At 42.8% G+C, this 16,272-nt stretch carries 19 protein-coding genes; 15 read left to right on the plus strand and 4 right to left on the minus strand.

Annotation, left to right across the window (positions count from 1 at the left end):
- Positions 1 to 292 precede the first annotated feature (292 nt).
- A complete protein-coding gene (locus AC1DLM_RS02295; RefSeq protein ID WP_477568958.1) occupies positions 293 to 577 on the minus strand; it encodes a hypothetical protein in 285 nt (94 codons plus the stop codon).
- 80 nt (positions 578 to 657) lie between these two features.
- Between AC1DLM_RS02295 and AC1DLM_RS02300 the strand changes: the two genes are divergently transcribed.
- The 10 genes from AC1DLM_RS02300 (at position 658) to AC1DLM_RS02345 (ending at position 8,642) form a co-directional block, all read left to right on the plus strand.
- On the plus strand, positions 658 to 1,101 hold the full coding sequence (locus AC1DLM_RS02300; protein WP_477568959.1) for a hypothetical protein: 444 nt from the start codon (positions 658 to 660) through the stop codon (positions 1,099 to 1,101).
- A 233-nt stretch (positions 1,102 to 1,334) separates the two neighbouring features.
- On the plus strand, positions 1,335 to 1,817 hold the full coding sequence (locus tag AC1DLM_RS02305; protein WP_477568960.1) for a spore coat protein: 483 nt from the start codon (positions 1,335 to 1,337) through the stop codon (positions 1,815 to 1,817).
- 153 nt (positions 1,818 to 1,970) lie between these two features.
- Positions 1,971 to 3,335 (plus strand): arsenic transporter, encoded by a 1,365-nt coding sequence (locus AC1DLM_RS02310; RefSeq protein WP_477568961.1) that lies wholly within the window; start codon positions 1,971 to 1,973, stop codon positions 3,333 to 3,335.
- Positions 3,336 to 3,350: 15 nt separating this feature from the next.
- Positions 3,351 to 4,019, plus strand: a complete 669-nt coding sequence (locus AC1DLM_RS02315; protein WP_441991405.1) for a DUF2642 domain-containing protein — start codon at positions 3,351 to 3,353, stop codon at positions 4,017 to 4,019.
- A gap of 24 nt (positions 4,020 to 4,043) precedes the next feature.
- Positions 4,044 to 4,367, plus strand: a complete 324-nt coding sequence (locus tag AC1DLM_RS02320; RefSeq protein WP_477568962.1) for a hypothetical protein — start codon at positions 4,044 to 4,046, stop codon at positions 4,365 to 4,367.
- 204 nt (positions 4,368 to 4,571) lie between these two features.
- Complete coding sequence (locus tag AC1DLM_RS02325) at positions 4,572 to 5,486, plus strand: aminoglycoside phosphotransferase family protein (protein WP_477568963.1); 915 nt, start codon at positions 4,572 to 4,574, stop codon at positions 5,484 to 5,486.
- 100 nt (positions 5,487 to 5,586) lie between these two features.
- Complete coding sequence (locus AC1DLM_RS02330; protein ID WP_477568964.1) at positions 5,587 to 6,633, plus strand: YkvI family membrane protein; 1,047 nt, start codon at positions 5,587 to 5,589, stop codon at positions 6,631 to 6,633.
- Between the two features lie 29 nt (positions 6,634 to 6,662).
- Entirely contained in the window at positions 6,663 to 7,199 is a 537-nt protein-coding gene (locus tag AC1DLM_RS02335; RefSeq protein WP_477568965.1) for a GNAT family N-acetyltransferase, read from the plus strand.
- 88 nt (positions 7,200 to 7,287) lie between these two features.
- Positions 7,288 to 7,665 (plus strand): VOC family protein, encoded by a 378-nt coding sequence (locus tag AC1DLM_RS02340; RefSeq protein WP_477568966.1) that lies wholly within the window; start codon positions 7,288 to 7,290, stop codon positions 7,663 to 7,665.
- A 431-nt stretch (positions 7,666 to 8,096) separates the two neighbouring features.
- Positions 8,097 to 8,642, plus strand: a complete 546-nt coding sequence (locus AC1DLM_RS02345) for a Rieske (2Fe-2S) protein (protein ID WP_477568967.1) — start codon at positions 8,097 to 8,099, stop codon at positions 8,640 to 8,642.
- Between the two features lie 81 nt (positions 8,643 to 8,723).
- On the opposite strand, the gene AC1DLM_RS02350 is transcribed toward AC1DLM_RS02345, so the two are convergent.
- Both AC1DLM_RS02350 and AC1DLM_RS02355 read right to left on the minus strand, forming a co-directional pair.
- On the minus strand, positions 8,724 to 9,170 hold the full coding sequence (locus AC1DLM_RS02350; protein WP_477568968.1) for a DUF4395 domain-containing protein: 447 nt from the start codon (positions 9,168 to 9,170) through the stop codon (positions 8,724 to 8,726).
- A gap of 85 nt (positions 9,171 to 9,255) precedes the next feature.
- Entirely contained in the window at positions 9,256 to 10,029 is a 774-nt protein-coding gene (locus tag AC1DLM_RS02355; RefSeq protein ID WP_477568969.1) for a helix-turn-helix domain-containing protein, read from the minus strand.
- Between the two features lie 157 nt (positions 10,030 to 10,186).
- Here AC1DLM_RS02355 and AC1DLM_RS02360 point away from each other — a divergent pair, with 157 nt between their 5' ends.
- Both AC1DLM_RS02360 and AC1DLM_RS02365 read left to right on the plus strand, forming a co-directional pair.
- On the plus strand, positions 10,187 to 10,996 hold the full coding sequence (locus AC1DLM_RS02360; RefSeq protein WP_477568970.1) for a phytanoyl-CoA dioxygenase family protein: 810 nt from the start codon (positions 10,187 to 10,189) through the stop codon (positions 10,994 to 10,996).
- Positions 10,997 to 11,059: 63 nt separating this feature from the next.
- Complete coding sequence (locus tag AC1DLM_RS02365; RefSeq protein WP_477568971.1) at positions 11,060 to 12,187, plus strand: LacI family DNA-binding transcriptional regulator; 1,128 nt, start codon at positions 11,060 to 11,062, stop codon at positions 12,185 to 12,187.
- Between the two features lie 87 nt (positions 12,188 to 12,274).
- Here the strand turns inward: AC1DLM_RS02365 and AC1DLM_RS02370 are convergent, their stop codons facing one another.
- Positions 12,275 to 12,454, minus strand: a complete 180-nt coding sequence (locus AC1DLM_RS02370; protein ID WP_441991416.1) for an SGNH/GDSL hydrolase family protein — start codon at positions 12,452 to 12,454, stop codon at positions 12,275 to 12,277.
- A gap of 232 nt (positions 12,455 to 12,686) precedes the next feature.
- Between AC1DLM_RS02370 and AC1DLM_RS02375 the strand changes: the two genes are divergently transcribed.
- The 3 genes from AC1DLM_RS02375 to AC1DLM_RS02385 all read left to right on the plus strand — a co-directional run bounded on the left by AC1DLM_RS02375 (position 12,687) and on the right by AC1DLM_RS02385 (position 16,257).
- Complete coding sequence (locus AC1DLM_RS02375; protein ID WP_477568972.1) at positions 12,687 to 14,288, plus strand: type 2 periplasmic-binding domain-containing protein; 1,602 nt, start codon at positions 12,687 to 12,689, stop codon at positions 14,286 to 14,288.
- Positions 14,289 to 14,376: 88 nt separating this feature from the next.
- Positions 14,377 to 15,333, plus strand: a complete 957-nt coding sequence (locus tag AC1DLM_RS02380) for an ABC transporter permease (protein WP_477568973.1) — start codon at positions 14,377 to 14,379, stop codon at positions 15,331 to 15,333.
- Between the two features lie 36 nt (positions 15,334 to 15,369).
- On the plus strand, positions 15,370 to 16,257 hold the full coding sequence (locus AC1DLM_RS02385; RefSeq protein WP_171634674.1) for a carbohydrate ABC transporter permease: 888 nt from the start codon (positions 15,370 to 15,372) through the stop codon (positions 16,255 to 16,257).
- Positions 16,258 to 16,272 lie beyond the last annotated feature (15 nt).

Consider the following 16,272-nt stretch of genomic DNA (forward strand, 5'->3'; position numbering starts at 1 on the left):
TTCTGGAAGGAGAGGTACGTCATGATTAATCGATCACAAGTATTTTTTAATCCTAAAGCTTTTGGTACGAAACCGTTTCGTATTGAAAAAGTTGTTGCTAAACTTAGTCCATCCAAAGTTAATGAAAAGGCAGACATCTCCCAATCGCAAGATAGTGGCTTGGAAGAACTTTGTATATTAGGCAAACGAAAAGACCCAGGTCATTGTACAAAGCATAAGAGAAAGAATAAAAAAGCATGCCACAAAGCAAAAAGAAGGCATAAATGCAAAAAACATCATTGTAAGCGATGCCCTAGGGGAGAAAGGGGATCAGCAGGACCAGCAGGACCAGCAGGGCCACCAGGGCCAGCGGGGCCACCAGGGCCACCAGGGCCAGCGGGGCAGCCAGGACCAGCAGGACCAGCAGGGCCAGAAGGGCCAAAAGGACCGAGGGGACCAGAAGGACCAAAAGGACCGAAGGGACCAGAAGGACCGAAGGGACCAGAAGGACCAGAAGGACCGAAAGGGCCAGAAGGGCCAGCAGGACCTCCAGGATCCTCAGGGCCGCCAGGACCACCAAAGCCACCAGGACCACCAAAACCTAAACCGCCAGGACCAGGTAAACAGGATGACAGGTCTAACAACGGGGGTTGCAAATGCTGTCATGGTGCGGATGGCATGCAAAACCTTCTAAGTCAACTCAAGGACAAACAATTGAAAGAATTGCACACATTAGACTACTCTAATGGGAAATATTCGAATGCGAAGATTATTTCTGCCGAAAACCACCTATTAAATTTCACAAGTAACGGAATAGAATACTTCGTACCTACACATCTTATTGCTGGCCTAGAGATATGGACGGGGGATTTCGACAGTAAGTTGATGAATGATCAAGAAAGCAGCGATAACAGTGAAAGCTCAGCTATGATGGGCCTGTTCAAGCCATTAGTCGGTAAGGCTAAAGTTGATTTCAATACGTTAGCTGAACAGTTAAATGATGTATCCAATGCGGCTGTTATCGGACTTATCGAAGGAATCGTCGTATTGTCCACGCGAGATACCGTATATGTCGTTGCCTTAAGCAGTATTTCCGACGTTTCTAATATCAAAAATATGTAATTCTAAGAAAATAATAATCCCCTCAGTTACTTATGAGACACGTTTATTTAAGTGTAAACGTGTCTCTATTGATTGGAGGGGTCTATGTTTATATCCACGTACAAATACCCTCTAGTGATATACGTGGAGTTTATCAGAGGCGGGGCATTCGTTTAGTACAAACCATTGCTAGGTGCGTATATATACATCATGCAAGAACAACTAACCACTACCTGAAGGGGGAAATGATTACCATGGCATTTGATTATTCTGTATTGATGGGAAAACAAGTAAGACTTGATCGTGGGGGCCCTGAGTCTCGGCAAGGTGAGATTGTTGCAGTAGGGTTTGATTATGTTGGTATCTATAATGAGAAGGATGGACTTATTTATTACAACACAAGTCATCTGAAGAGTCTTACAGTAAATACGAAGGACGCTGTGGAGTACTTGACAGCTACACCGACTAGTCCTGCAACATTGAAAATTATGGAAGCAGACAATTTTGTTAGCTTATTAAAAGGTATGAAGAATCTTTGGTGCCAAGTTAACCGTGGAGGGCATGAAAGTATTCAGGGTGTTATGGCTGATGCGAGTGATGATTTTATTACCATGGTTGTAAATCATGAATTGGTCACTATTTTTAACTTTCATATTAAAAGCATATCTTATGGTGTTAAAAAAGAAAATCAAGAGGAAAAAAAGGAACAAAAGCAAGATAGCAGCGAAAAAAAATAATCCATTTCTGAATTTTATAGTAGGTGGGAGGAGGGGGAAATTTGCTGACCATTGTAATCCTAGCTGGATCGACATTATATAAAATTCTCACCCTCCCTGTCATTGTTCTGAATCTTGGACCATCATCTGCCAGCCCTTGTGAGGTGCAAGCACATGTTTGATATTACAACTGCGGTAATCTTCATTGTTTTTTTTACCGTTACGTTGTTGATAATTTGGAGGCCATTCGGTATTAACGAATCTATTCCAACAACCCTTGGTGCTTTGATTTTCCTGGCATTAGGAATTGTTCCTCTTACAGGTGTATACCACATCGCTTCCATTGTGAGTGGGGCTAGCATAACCATTATATCAACAATTGTAATGTCTATTGTTTTGGAGAGCATTGGGATTTTTCGGTGGGCAGCTATTAATTTGGCTGTTCGGGCCAAAGGGTCAGGTCGAGCACTCTTCTGGTACATTAATATATTATGTTTTCTAATGACCATGTTTTTTAATAATGACGGAAGCATCCTAATTACAACCCCGATTATCATCCAAACCTTATCTATACTGAACTTAAAAACTAGGCAAAAAATTCCTTATCTCGTATCTGGCGCATTAGTTGCTACTGGAGCAAGCGCACCTATCGGCGTTAGTAATCTAGCAAATCTGATTGCGTTAAAAACAGTTGGTTTAGATCTTAACACATATACAACAATGATGTTCATACCTGCCATGACAGGGATTATTACAATTACCTATCTGCTTTTTTTATATTTTAAGCGCGAGATTCCTGTGAAAATTATGACCTTGCAGTCCAACTCAATAAGCACGATTGTACACAATAATTCTTCGACATTTCACCCCCTAAAGGTAGATCCAGAGGAAAAAGGATATATTGATTGGGGACTGTTTCGTATTTGCATCCTTGTTGTTATTCTAATTCGTTGCAGCTTTTTCTTGCTGACCCCCTTTGGGGTTGCAACGGAATGGCCAGCAATTATTGGTGCAATTGTTCTAATTATAGTTAGGTGGATACGTAAAGGGATTGGCCCCAAGGATATTATTGTAAAAACGCCCTGGCACATTCTAATTTTCGCTTTCAGTATTTATGTCATCATTTACGGGCTTCATAATTCAGGTCTGACGGATTTTCTCGTACAGTGGCTTGGCGGAGCGGTTGCCCAAAATCACTTTAATGCCATTTTTGTTATGGGTATTTTGCTTACTGCTATGTCCAATTTGTTTAATAACCTACCTTCAATTATGATTGGTACCTTATCTTTGCAAAATATGGGTTTAGACACATTTACTATGCATACTGCCTATTTGGCGACAGTCATTGGTGCAGATATCGGTTCATTATTGTTACCGATGGGGACGCTAGCTTCACTGATATGGATGCATATTCTGAGAAAACATCAGATAAGGTTTACTTGGAGCCAATATATCAAAGTGACGATTATGATCATTCCTATTGGTCTTTTTATAAGTCTTCTATGTTTATATGCATGGACGGGCTGGTTATTTAAGTGAAAGGAGGTGACATTGATGGACCTTTTTCAGAAGAAGATAGGAGCGGTAATTGACGTTGAACTGCTAGGTGATAAATGGCACACTGGCATTTTGGTGGATGCGGGGCAAGACATCCTAGTTATATATAATGGAGAACGCTATATTTATATTCCTTCTTTTCATATTCTAAATGTCAGTATGAATACCAAAAAAAGTTCAACGGACTTCTCCGCTCTTACTGAAAAACCAATCAATAGTGACAAAATTTCATATAGAAAAATGTTGATGAATTCCAAGGGTGTATTTACAGAAATTTTTGTTTCGGGGTTTCAGCCTGTACATGGTTACATTACCCATATCATGACAAATTACTTCGAATTCTATTCCCCCGTGTACAAAACGATGTTTATCCCATTAATCCATTTGAAATGGCTTATTCCGTATAGTGACTACCATACACCTTACCTTCTAGATAAAAATTGTTTTCCTGTAAATCCTTCCGATTTGCCTCTATCACGCTCCTTCGAGGAACAACTAAGAAAGTTGGAAGGCAAAATAGTCGTTTTTGACTTGGGGAGAACCCCCAATAAGATAGGATTACTTAAAGAAATTGAAAACAATATCGTTCACATGATTACAGCGGAAGGCAAGACCTTTTATACGAATATACAACATATTAAAAGCGTCCATTCGCCGACCATGTAACTATAAAATTAGGAGGTAATGCATATGCCTGGAGGGAAAGGTCCTGGTAAACACGGCCATGAGCACGGTGAACACAAGAATGAGAATGGTAATAAAGAACAAGAAGTAAAAGAAACAAAGGAAACGAAAGAAACAAAGGAAACGAAAGAAACGAAAGAAACGAAAGAAACAAAGGGAAAAGAACAAAAAGAGGGAAAAGGCGGTAAAGAAGGTAAAGAAGGTAAAGAAGGTAAAGAAGGTAAAGAAGGTAAAGAAGGCAAAGAAGGCAAAGAGGGCAAAGAGGGCAAAGAAGGCAAAGAGGCAAAGGGCAAAGGTAAGGAAGAAAAAGAAGGTAAAGGCAAAAAGTAGGAATGGTGTTAGCATAATTTTAAGAAAACCACTCTCTGACTCTGATGAGGGTGGTTTTTTACTCGTATAATAGTCTCAGCTAATTCCCCCGTAGAACTTGCTGGCATAAAAGGTAGTGGCTATCTTTATATCGTATTGTGTAATTTTTGGAAACCGAATAAAATTGTCTTATTGTGAAATTTTCTCAACCAAAGGAGCGTTTCAATGAATTTATCTGATCTTCAGAAGCATCTACCATCCCTGCAAAACGTGACTGAAATTACACGGATTACGAAAGGATTCTCCTTTGACAGCAAGTATTTCATATATGAAAATAGCGAAACGCCTCAATATGTATTACGCACGGCACCACTGAAGCAGCTGCAAAAAAAACGATCAGAACTTGAAGTTATTGCTAACGTATTTGATCGCGGGGTAAAAACTTCGAAACCCATACAATTCGGTGCGATCGAGTCACTAGATATTTGTTACATGCTGCTGAGCTATGTGGAAGGGGAGGATGCTTTTGATATTTTGCCTTCCTTGTCGGATGATGAACAATACCAAATTGGCCTACAAGCTGGGGAAGAGCTGCGTATCATGCATGACATACCTGCCCCTCACATAGTTGAAGACTGGTATAAACATAGATTCTCAAAACATATGCGTCAATATGAAACTTATCGCAATTGCGGAGTTAAGCTTGCCGAAGAGGATGCGATCATCTCTTTTATTAATCAGAATGCGCACTACATGGTCAATCGCCCCAATCGCTTTCAGCATGATGATTTTCACACGAGCAATCTACTCATTCACAATCGCAGCTACGCGGGGGTCATTGATTTTAACCGATACGACTGGGGGGACCCATACCATGATTTTTTGAAAATCGCCTACTTTAGCCGCGAGGTTAGTATCCCGTTCTGCAGGGGGCAAATACGAGGTTACTTTAATGGCACTGTTCCAGATGAGTTCTGGCATTTGTATGCGCTGTACACGGCTATGATCATTTTCCCCACAGTAACTTGGACGCTGCAGGTGGTTCCCGAGCAACTTGAATCCATGTTGGGTAGAATTCGGGTTGTGTTAGATGATCATCAAAACTTCAAAAAGTGTATGCCCAAATGGTTTACTTCGTGAGTTAGTAAATAGCAACAGTTAGCTCCTGTCAACTGGCATATACAAGCTCTTCTTACATACAATGGAGATGTACAAGATACCGCTTGACTATGGGGGAGCTATGAAGCCAAAAACGCTCATGATTTTACAAATCGCCGCAACGTATATGGGGACTGTGGTGGGGGCGGGATTTGCCTCGGGGCAGTCCATTATGCATTTCTTCACCATCTACGGAGCCTACGGCGGAGTTGGCATAGGGATTGCAACGGCTTTTTTTATATGGATTGGGACGAAAATGATGGTCCTCGCGCATCGACTTAAGGCATCTTCTTATCAGGAGTTGAACGATTATTTATTTGGCAAGTTATTTGGCAGAGTCGCGAATACCTTGACGTTTATCATCTTATTCGGCGTGACCGCTGTGATGATGTCGGGGACTGGCTCTATTTTCGAGGAGCAGCTGAGACTGCCCTATCAATTTGGGGTCATCATTAGTATGTTGCTATGCTACTTGATCATGAACAAAGACATGCATGGGATTCTAGCAATTAATTCGTTTGTGATGCCGTTGATGCTTTTTTTCATGGTGCTTGTGATCATCCGAGTTGTTGGCATAGATGGGATTGGGGAAGCGACGAATTGGCAAGAACAAGAAGTAAGCTCCCATTTGAAATGGATCATGAGTCCACTTACGTATGTCGCCTTAAATTTTGCCTTTGCTCAAGCGGTCTTGGTGCCGTTAGGTAGTGAGGTGCAGGATGAGAGCATACTGAAGTGGGGCGGTCTGTGGGGTGGCATTGGGCTTGGTGTTATGCTATTGATCAGTCATTTTGCGATACATTCGCGGATGCCGGAGATTTTGAATTTTGAAATTCCGATGGCAGAAATTATACGAGGTTTTGGACGGTTCTTCCATGTCCTATTCATCGTCGTTATTTACGGGGAAATCGTTACGACGTTAATTGGAAATGTGTTCGGCATCACCCGACATATTGGGCGTAAATATCCCTTGCCGCGTAATTGGGTAGTTCTGGCTATTTTGCTGATCTGTTTATTAATCAGTCAGGTTGGTTTTACTTCGCTTCTTACGTATTTATACCCACTCTTTGGTTATATGGGGATGATTCTGCTTATTTTTCTAATAGTAAGGCCTATGCCTAGTAAATAATTAACATCATAGATGAAGGAGCTTTCCTAATGTTGGTTCAAAATATAGCTAATTTGGAAATCCGCCGTTTAGGGCACAGGGATGTTCCAGCTATTCATGCCCTTATGGTTGATGTTGTGTCTCGTCTTGCTTCACAAGAACATTTCGCGATGGGCGATGAACAGTACTTAAACACGCATATCGAGGAGAAAGGTGAAACCTACGGTGCTTTTCTAATTGGGGAGCTTATGGCTTATTCCATTCTGGCGTTCCCTGGTTCGAGTGAAAGCAATTTGGGCAGGGAGTTTGGGGTACCTGAGTCAGATTTATCTTACGTAGCGATTCTCGATGCAACGATTGTCCACGAAACCGTTCGTGGCCGGGGATTGCAACGCTATTTCCATGAATTACGGGAACAACGTGCCCGAGAATGCGGCAGCCGATACCTCTATTCCACTGTTCATCCCGACAATGTGGTGAGCAAACATAATTTAGAAGCGGCAGGGTTCCTCCTTCAATTTACCCGCCCGATGTACAATGGGAAGCCAAGGCACTGTTATGCCAAATGGTTAAATGGGACAGGTTAGTTGAAGTGAAGGGTAATATTCTGTACAATTAACGTGTCAGTGAAGTAGACATAAAATTACCAAATCTATTTGAGACGGAGAATGGACAATGATTACTAAAGTCGGTCAAATTATGCTGTATGTGAATGATCAAGACGCATCATTGAAATTTTGGACGGAAAAATTGGGGTTCATCTTTGTTTCTGAAGAAAATCATGGGCCTATGAAATGGTTCGAAATTGCTCCAAAGAATGATGCCCAAACGAGTATCATACTCCACAATAAAGAGCTTATTGCCCAAATGCAGCCGCAACTAAACCTGAACACGCCTTCGCTATTGTTTTTCTCTGATGATCTTGAAAGCCTATATGCCGAATTCAAAGAGAAAGACATTACCGTTGGTGACCTTGTAACAATGCCTACGGGAAGAGTGTTTAACTTCGCGGATGACGAAGGAAATTACTTTGCAATTCTGGAAAAGAAATAATTTTTCCTATCATGTATAAATGGCATTCATTTGGGCAATACTAGCTTTTATTGCGTAAAATGAAATTAGAAGTAAACCTGTTTACCGGATAATGTTCGAATTATAAAATGTATCCATATTGGAATGAAAATTGTTGAAGTATTGCCTGCAATATGTTTAATTTCTCCTTTCGGATAAACGCAAGAATGAAGAAGCTGTGATCATAGATCCAGCTTTTTTTTGTGCTTTCCAAGGATTGAATGGGAAGAGTCAGACAAAACCTCTTGTCATATGTTAAAATAAGGAAAAGTTAGAAGCGAATAGAACGTCAATCGGAGGTGTGCAATGATTTCCAGTTTATTAAAATGTTCACCAGAAGGTAGAGTTGGATAGCCCTTTGTGTAGACATGTTTTGTTTCACATAAGTCACAAGTGAAGGAGTTGACCTTCGTATGATGACCCATTTACCGCGAAAGATCACAAGAAGAGCTTTTTTGAGCACATCAAGTAAAGTTGTCCTGGGCGTATCTGGCGTGTTGCTTGGGGATACAGCGTTGTTTTATTACGGAGCGGTTCATGGGAAAAAGCTGGATGATCCAGCCACACGGAAGATTCCGTCTAGTTTCGTAAAGGTTGGCGCAGTAGAGCAGCTGCAAGCGATGACTGGCTATGAGAAGGTTTTTTATACCGCTACGATTGAAGATGCCTGGGTAAAGACGCCTAAGCAGGGCTTCGTCTATGTGACCAAAGATGAGCGCGGCGCACTTGTCATCCTTTCACCGGCATGCACGCATCTGGGATGTTCGGTGGAACCAGCTACAGAAGCGCAGCGAAGTCGGAAAAAGGAGCTCTTCTTCTGGTGCCCCTGTCACGGAGCCGAATTCGATATCGTGGGAACGTCTGTCGGCATGGGGCTGCCGGAATTAGAAAGGTATAAACCAATTCTCATCGAAGGTGATGTGTATGTGGATATTTCGACCCCTGAGAAGCGAGGATGATTGTATGTATAAAAAAAGGAGCTTTGCGCAGCCGCGCCAGCTCCTTTTCCACTTCTGAAACAGCCTCTTCAGTATGACTGCTTATGCATTTCTTCTTCGTGCCCAAAACCGCTTCCATTGAAAATAGATGAAGCATCCGAAGCAGAATCCACATAAAGCCAGCACAACGGCTAGGGTAAGCATACTTAGTGCGATATAAGCGAGTGTCGTGATATTTAAAAGCAAAGCCGTAAGGGTAACGATGAGAAATAGGATAGCCAACAAGTTGTTGAAACGAAGCAATTCGCGGCTTTCTGTTCGTGTGCTAACTGGAAAAAGTGGAGAGAACAGCCGCACGAATACATTGTATTTCACGCCATAAGTACGACTAATCAGCTGAACAAGTAACGGTAGGACGAGAATCCATAACTGCTGACTGAGAACACTGACCAGTATACTTAGCAAAATTCCTAGTTGATTACCCCGCACCCGATGCAAGGGAACTTCATCTACACAATCGTAATCGCCACGCCAAAGTTGGGTTGTCATCGTCATCCCTCCATTCACTATGAATAGTTATTATGATCATTATACATTAATTCATAGTAATCTGATAGGAATAAATTGAATTGTTTTATCGCGGACTTTTCATAAACATACTCGGGGTCATGCCTTGCCATTTACGAAATTGATTCGTGAAATGGTTATAGTTTTGAAAACCAACGTCGTAACAAACGTCCGAAGCTCTGCGTCCCGTATGGGCTAGCATCATAACGGCTTGTTGGATCCGCATGCGATTCAGTGTATCAATAATGGAGTAGCCTGTGCTCTCTTTGAAAAGGTGAGATAATCTCGACGGGGAGAGACCGACGGTCTGCGCAAGATCTTCAAGCCGAATCTGTTCGCGCATCTGCTGGGAGAGTAGATGGAGAACTTCTTCAATGCGGGGATCCATTTTGCTGATGTTTTTCTGCGCCATGATCAGCAGGATTTCCCGCAAGGAGCTGCAACAGAGCTCGAACCAATACTCGCCGCGTTCCCGCGAATCCGCCAAAATGCGGGAGAAAGCTAGGTAAATGCGCTCTTGGATGGACTCGTTCTCGATCATGACGAGGAGCTGATTCTCCTGAGGAAGCAAGTTGGTTTCAGAAAGTGTGGAGGGGAAATGCGCCCATACGAATTGCCAGGTATGGTTTGTCAAAGTGCCATAGTGTTGGGGAGTTCCAGGGGCTAATAAAAGGAGGGCCCCCTTCTTACAGATATGTTCTGTACCTTGGTAATTTACAAAGCCAGCTCCTTCTAGTGTGAAAATTAATAACCAATCATCCCGACCTTGAGGACGTTTAGTCACATACGAATCTGATTCTATGTAATGGCCGGCGAACAACCCATTTGCATCCAATATCATGTTGGATAATCCCTTCTTTACCTGTTTAAGATAGATTTCAGTATAACATGAAATAGCAGGATTGTAGGAATCATTAGCAAGATTAATACTTCTATGTAACCGGTTATTTCGATATGCTAAAGACAAAGAAATAAAGGTTCACTTGGAGGGAATAAGGATGATACAATCACTAAATAAATTGACAACGGCACAAAAACAGCATTTTGAGACCGAGGGTTACGTGATCGTGAAAGGGTTATTTTCAGAAGCAGATTTGGCTAAAATTGATGAAACCTTCGAAGCGATTAGCGATCAGACGGTTCCAGGATATTTTGAACCTGATCGATCGACGGAGGTCGCCGACCCGCTGAAACGCTATCCGCGTGTCATGCACCCGCATCGGTTTAATGAGACTGCGAAAGCGTACATGCTGCATCAGCCCGTGTTAGATGTTCTAGCAGATTTGTATGAAGAAGAAGCACTAGCTGCGCAAAGTATGTTTTATTACAAACCGCCAGGCTCCCGGGGGCAGGCGCTTCATCAGGATAACTTTTATTTGCAGGTGGAGCCAGGCAACTGTATTGCGGCATGGACAGCTATTGACGCGGCTGATGAGGAAAATGGCGGATTGCTCGTTGTTCCGAAAACGAATGCCMTCGAAATCTCATGTCCCGACATCGCAGATTCGAAGGAATCTTTTACGACCCACTACGTGAAGCCGCCGAAGGACGAGAAGGCTATGCCGGTCATCATGGACCGGGGGGATGTCCTCTTTTTCAATGGCAATCTGATTCATGGTTCTTATCGAAATAAGAGCAAGGATCGCTTCCGCCGCGCGTTCATCTGCCATTATGCCAATGCCTCCGCGACGCATATTAGCAATCATTATCGACCTTTGTATCGAGCCAATGGGGAAGCTGTCTCTTTGGAGATTAACCCGAGTGGCGGTCCTTGCGGCGATGAATTTGAGACGGTATACCCACATTAATTAAGATTAACGGATGACAGGAATCGTTCTTAGGACATAGTTTATGTCCTGGGAGCGATTTTTTTGCAGAGGCGCGGGGATTCCATTGGATTTCGCTTGACAGGCTTATTAGATCACTTTAATCTAAAGGAGCAAGTTAAACGTTTAACCGATGGAGCTGAAACACATATGAGCAGACCCAAACAAGTCACAATTGTAGAAGTGGCAGCAGCAGCTGGGGTATCGATTGCCACGGTCTCCAATGTGCTGAATAGAGGAGGAATCCGTTCGTCGAAAGAGACGATTCGCAAAGTCGAATTGGCGGCCGAGCAATTGGGATATCGACGCAATACCATGGCAGCAGGGTTAAGTCGGAACAAAACTTTTGAAATTGGCCTCATCGTTCCTGGGTTGACGAGCTATTACGGACGGTTAGCGGAGTATTTACAATTGGAAGCCCACCATGCGGGCTATCATTTATCCGTTTTTTCTTCAGGAGGATTCGATCCGACCATTGAACGAAGAAATCTAGAAGTGTTACTACAGCGAAGAGTGGATGGACTCATCTGTCATGGTTTAGCGATGGGAAAGGATTCCACACGCGCAATCGTCAACAGCGGAACGCCTCTGGTGCTCATTAATGGCTGGGGTTGGCCCGAGGATATTGCCGTTGGTGCTGTAAATTTAGGCTTTGCCGAGGCATGCAGACAATCAACGAAATTGCTTGTGGATCGTGGCTGCGATGAACTCATCTACGCGGGCAGTAAGATCTCGAATGTGATTGATGAACAGCGTCGGCATGGATTTCATCTGGGTTTACAGCAACTGTCCGTGGAGATTCCTCATCGCATCGTCGAAATGAAGGGACTGGACGTGGACGCATTTCTCCAAGAGGTGGTAGCGGGGCCAGCGCAGCGAACGGGGATCATCGCTTTTGATGATCATGTTGCATTAAAACTGCTTTCGGCTGCCAATAGACAGAAGATCAACTTCCCGAACCGACTACAAATGATCGGCATTAATAACGACTACATGGCTATGCATAGTTACCCTGGCATCTCTAGCTGGGACATTCCTTATGAGCTACAGGCGCAACAGGCTATCCATAAATTGCTTCATAAGTTTGGACATACCGTAGAAGCCAGCGAGGAGCGAGAATTTGAAGTTCCGCTTGTTTTTATAGAACGAGAAACAACTCGCATCCAAGCATAAGGAAGAGACCTGACATGTGGACTACCCACGTGCCAGGTCTTTTTGTTATAAGTATTCCTTCAGCAACGCTTGGAACACGGGATCAAGTCACTTCGCCATGCGTTGGAAGCCAAGGTCTGTCGGATGAACACCGTCAACCGTACAATCACTATAATCGTCGCCAAGCAGTGACATGCCATTAAAGAAGTGAAGCTGGGCGTCACCTTTTTGTTGCAATCGAGCAATGATGTCTTGTTGGACCTTTTTAGTTGCATGAGCGATTTCCAAACACCCTTACTTGCAGTAATGCCAGCGTAAGGGTGTTTCTTATTATGTAGCATAAGGTTAAAATTGTAGTATAAATTTTCCAATAAAGATCTGTATTTTAACCACTATTTCTTGAATGCGTCTGCTAGTTTCACTAATGGGTTGGTTCTATACTAAGAACAAGTAAACGCTATCATGAAAATAAAGTGAGATAAGAGTTTACGGAACGTATATAAATAGGAGGGGTAATGAAATGAAGAAATTAGTAGTTATTGGTCTCGCTGCTACAATCGTTACGCTTACAGGTTGTTCAGATAGCAAAACGACAACATCGACAAGCACGCCGACAGGATCGACCAATGCGTCTGCTACGGCTAAACCTGAGAAGCTGACGTTGAACTGGTCCGTCATTAGCGGAAATCTTGCGAATGTGAATTTGCCTGCCGCAGACAAAGATTTTGTTAAGAAGGCCATTGAAGAAAAGTTTAATGTTGATCTCAAGATAGATTATATGATGAACGGTAAAGAATACTATGACAAGTTGAATGCAACGATGGCTGGCGGCAATGTGCCAGATATGTTCATCTCTGGTGGTGCAGAGTCCCAAAAGTATATTTCGGATGGAATCACTGGTAACCTTGCCCCATTCTTAACGAAAGCAGCTGTACCGAACTATTTCAAATGGGTATCTGAGGATGAAGTCAATGCCTACCAGATTAAACAAGGTGAATTCTTCCGCGGTATGAATATATTCCCACGTAATACGTATGCAGCTTGGCATATTCGGCAGGATTGGTTAGATAAGCTTGGATTGAAAGCGCCAAAAACATACGACGAATTAACGAAAGTCATGGTAGCCTTCACGAAGAATGATCCAGACGGTAATGGTAAGAATGATACGTTTGGTTTCTCAGCAGCAGGAAATGGTGCTAACTTGCCGTTTGATTTCCCGCAATGGTTGAATAACGGTCTTGTAGCTGACTTCATGATTGCGAACAATACGTATATCGATAACCGGACGGATCTTAAAGTAGAGAAAGTCATTGATCAAGTCGTGGATTGGATTAATCAAGGCGTTGTAGATCCGGACTGGTTCTTGAATAAACCGGGTGCACAATTGGATAAAGCGTCACAAGGTAAAGTAGGTATGTTCTTCTCTGGAGATAAGACTACCATCCTAGATAGCAATCCGACAAGCGTGGCGAATCGTTCTAAAGCATTAGATCCTAAAGCGAATTGGGTACCGATCTTCCCGCTAGATCAGCCGATTATTTGGAAAAATAACGTTGCAGTTGACACGATTTTGATCAGTAAAACAACAGCTCAGAAAACACCTGATAAAATTAAACGTTCCATGGAAATTCTGAACTGGTTGACAGGCGATGAAGGCTTCTTATTAACACATTATGGTCAAGAAGGCAAACATTACACGAAAGATGGTAAGAAAATTACGTTGAATGTTGCTAATTTCGAAGCTGATATTGCGAAAGCTGGCAACTGGTTAAATGTGTACAATGCTTTTGTACCTGATGAGCCGAAGGTGCTAGGATACGAGCTAGTAGATCCACGTATTAATGATCACGACCGTGCTATTCTGAAGACAGTTGAGTCTTACCCTAAGCATGATGCATTGCCTCCGGTTAGCTTGGTTCCGCCAGCTGGCATTAACATTGGTGATTTCCGTAAAGAGATGAGTAAATACCATATCAAAGGTGTTCTTGAAGATAAGAGTGGCAAGAACTGGCCGCAGTACCGTGAAGAGCTCATGACCAAATTCAAAGGTAGAGATATATTCACGGAGTACACGAAAATTTTGAATACAGCATTGAAGAATAAGCTTAACGATTTTAAATAAGAGAGTGAAGGCATCGAAGGGAACCCGGCGTTGTTCGTGGGTTTCCTTCTGTCTTCGGTCTGATAGAGACAGCTAGGAGGAGATGGCGATGGCGGAAACCATAGCTGCTAAGAACGATATAACGATAGCTCCACGCACGAGAGAAAGTAAATGGAAAAGTGTGTATCGCAGTAGATGGTTCTATCTCATGATGATACCAGGCCTTCTCTATTATGTCATATTTCATTATGCCCCAATGGCAGGCACGCTAATTGCTTTCCAGAACTACAATATTATGAAGGGCATTTGGGGAAGCCCTTGGGTTGGTTTCGATAATTTTCGAGTGATCTTTGATAGTCCTGATTTCAAGAGAATCCTCAGAAATACATTGGAAATTAGTATTCTCAAAATTATTGGCAGCATGATACCCGACGTGATCTTGGCAATAATGTTAAATGAAGTTAGAGTTCGCTGGTTCAAGAGATGGGTACAAACGATTACCTATGGTCCTTACTTCTTGTCATGGGTCATCATTTACGGCTTAGTGTTTTCTTTCCTTGCACCGAGTTCAGGGTTAATCAGTACGTTTGTGCGTGATATGGGTTGGGGACAAATTGATTTATTAACGAATAAAGACTTCTTCAGGCCACTACTAATTATCACTGAAATATGGAAAAATACTGGATTCGGAGCCATTATTTACATGGCTGCGCTGGCTACTATTAATCAAGAACTTTATGAGGCTGCCGTGGTCGATGGTGCCGGACGCGGACGACAGCTGTGGCATATTACATTGCCGGGTATCCGAGATGTATTTGTACTCCTGCTAATCATTCGAATTGGCGGGATCTTGGATGCAGGCTTTGATCAGATTTTCATATTCTTGAACGCACGTGTCTATGACACAGGAGACATCATCGATACGTGGGTTTATCGCTACGGTTTTGAACGGTTGGAGTTCGGTGTAGCGGCGGCGATGGGTGTTTTCAAATCCTTGGTCGGATTGATATTGGTACTCAGTGCGAATAAGGTAGCTAAGAAAATGGGAGGATCAGGCATATGGTAATGTCTTGCGTGATCCTTGAAGGGGAGTGGAGCTCTGATGTCATTCATCATTCATAAAACGAAAAAAGATAAAGTTATTGACGCGTGCATCTATACGGTACTTACCGTAGCCGCTTTGGTTACGTTATTCCCCTTGTACTATGTCATCATTGTATCCTTAACTCCTTATATTGAGGTTTTGAAAAACGGGGGCTTCGTCATATGGCCAGAGCATTGGACCTTGCAAGCCTATAAGGAAGTGTTCCAGTCGGCTCGTATCCCGCAAGCCTTGAAAATCACAGTTTTCATTACGATTGTGGGGACAACACTGAACCTTGTTGTGACTACGCTGCTTGCGTATCCACTAGCCAAGAAATCAGTTCCAGGACGCAATTTTATTCTCATGGCGATTTTCTTCACGATGATCTTTAGCGGTGGTATTATTCCGCTTTACATGGTGGTGCGCAGTATAGGGTTATATGATTCCGTCTGGGCACTCATCGTGCCAGGCATGGTATCAACCTTCAATCTACTGATCGTGAAGACGTACTTCGAGAATCTTCCCGTTGAAGTAGAAGAAGCGGCTAGAGTAGACGGTTGTGGCGAATTAGCAACGTTATGGCGAATCGTTCTCCCCTTATCCGCTCCGATTATGGCGACCATTGGACTATTCTATGGGGTTACGCATTGGAACGAGTATTTCAAAGGGATTTTCTATATCTCAGACAAAACGTTAATGCCGATGCAGGTTGTACTTCGAAGTATGATTCAAACGCCGAATATTAGTACCGAGCTATCGCTGAATTCCTTAGTCTTGGATGCTTTGCCGCCAGAAACGATTAAGATGGCGGTTGTCGTTGTTGCTACATTACCAATGCTAATTATTTATCCATTCCTGCAAAAATACTTTGTAAAAGGTACGATGCTGGGCTCCATTAAGGGATAGAAAAAGAGGGAATAT

It is taken from the genome of Paenibacillus sp. 01T442, assembly GCF_056398345.1.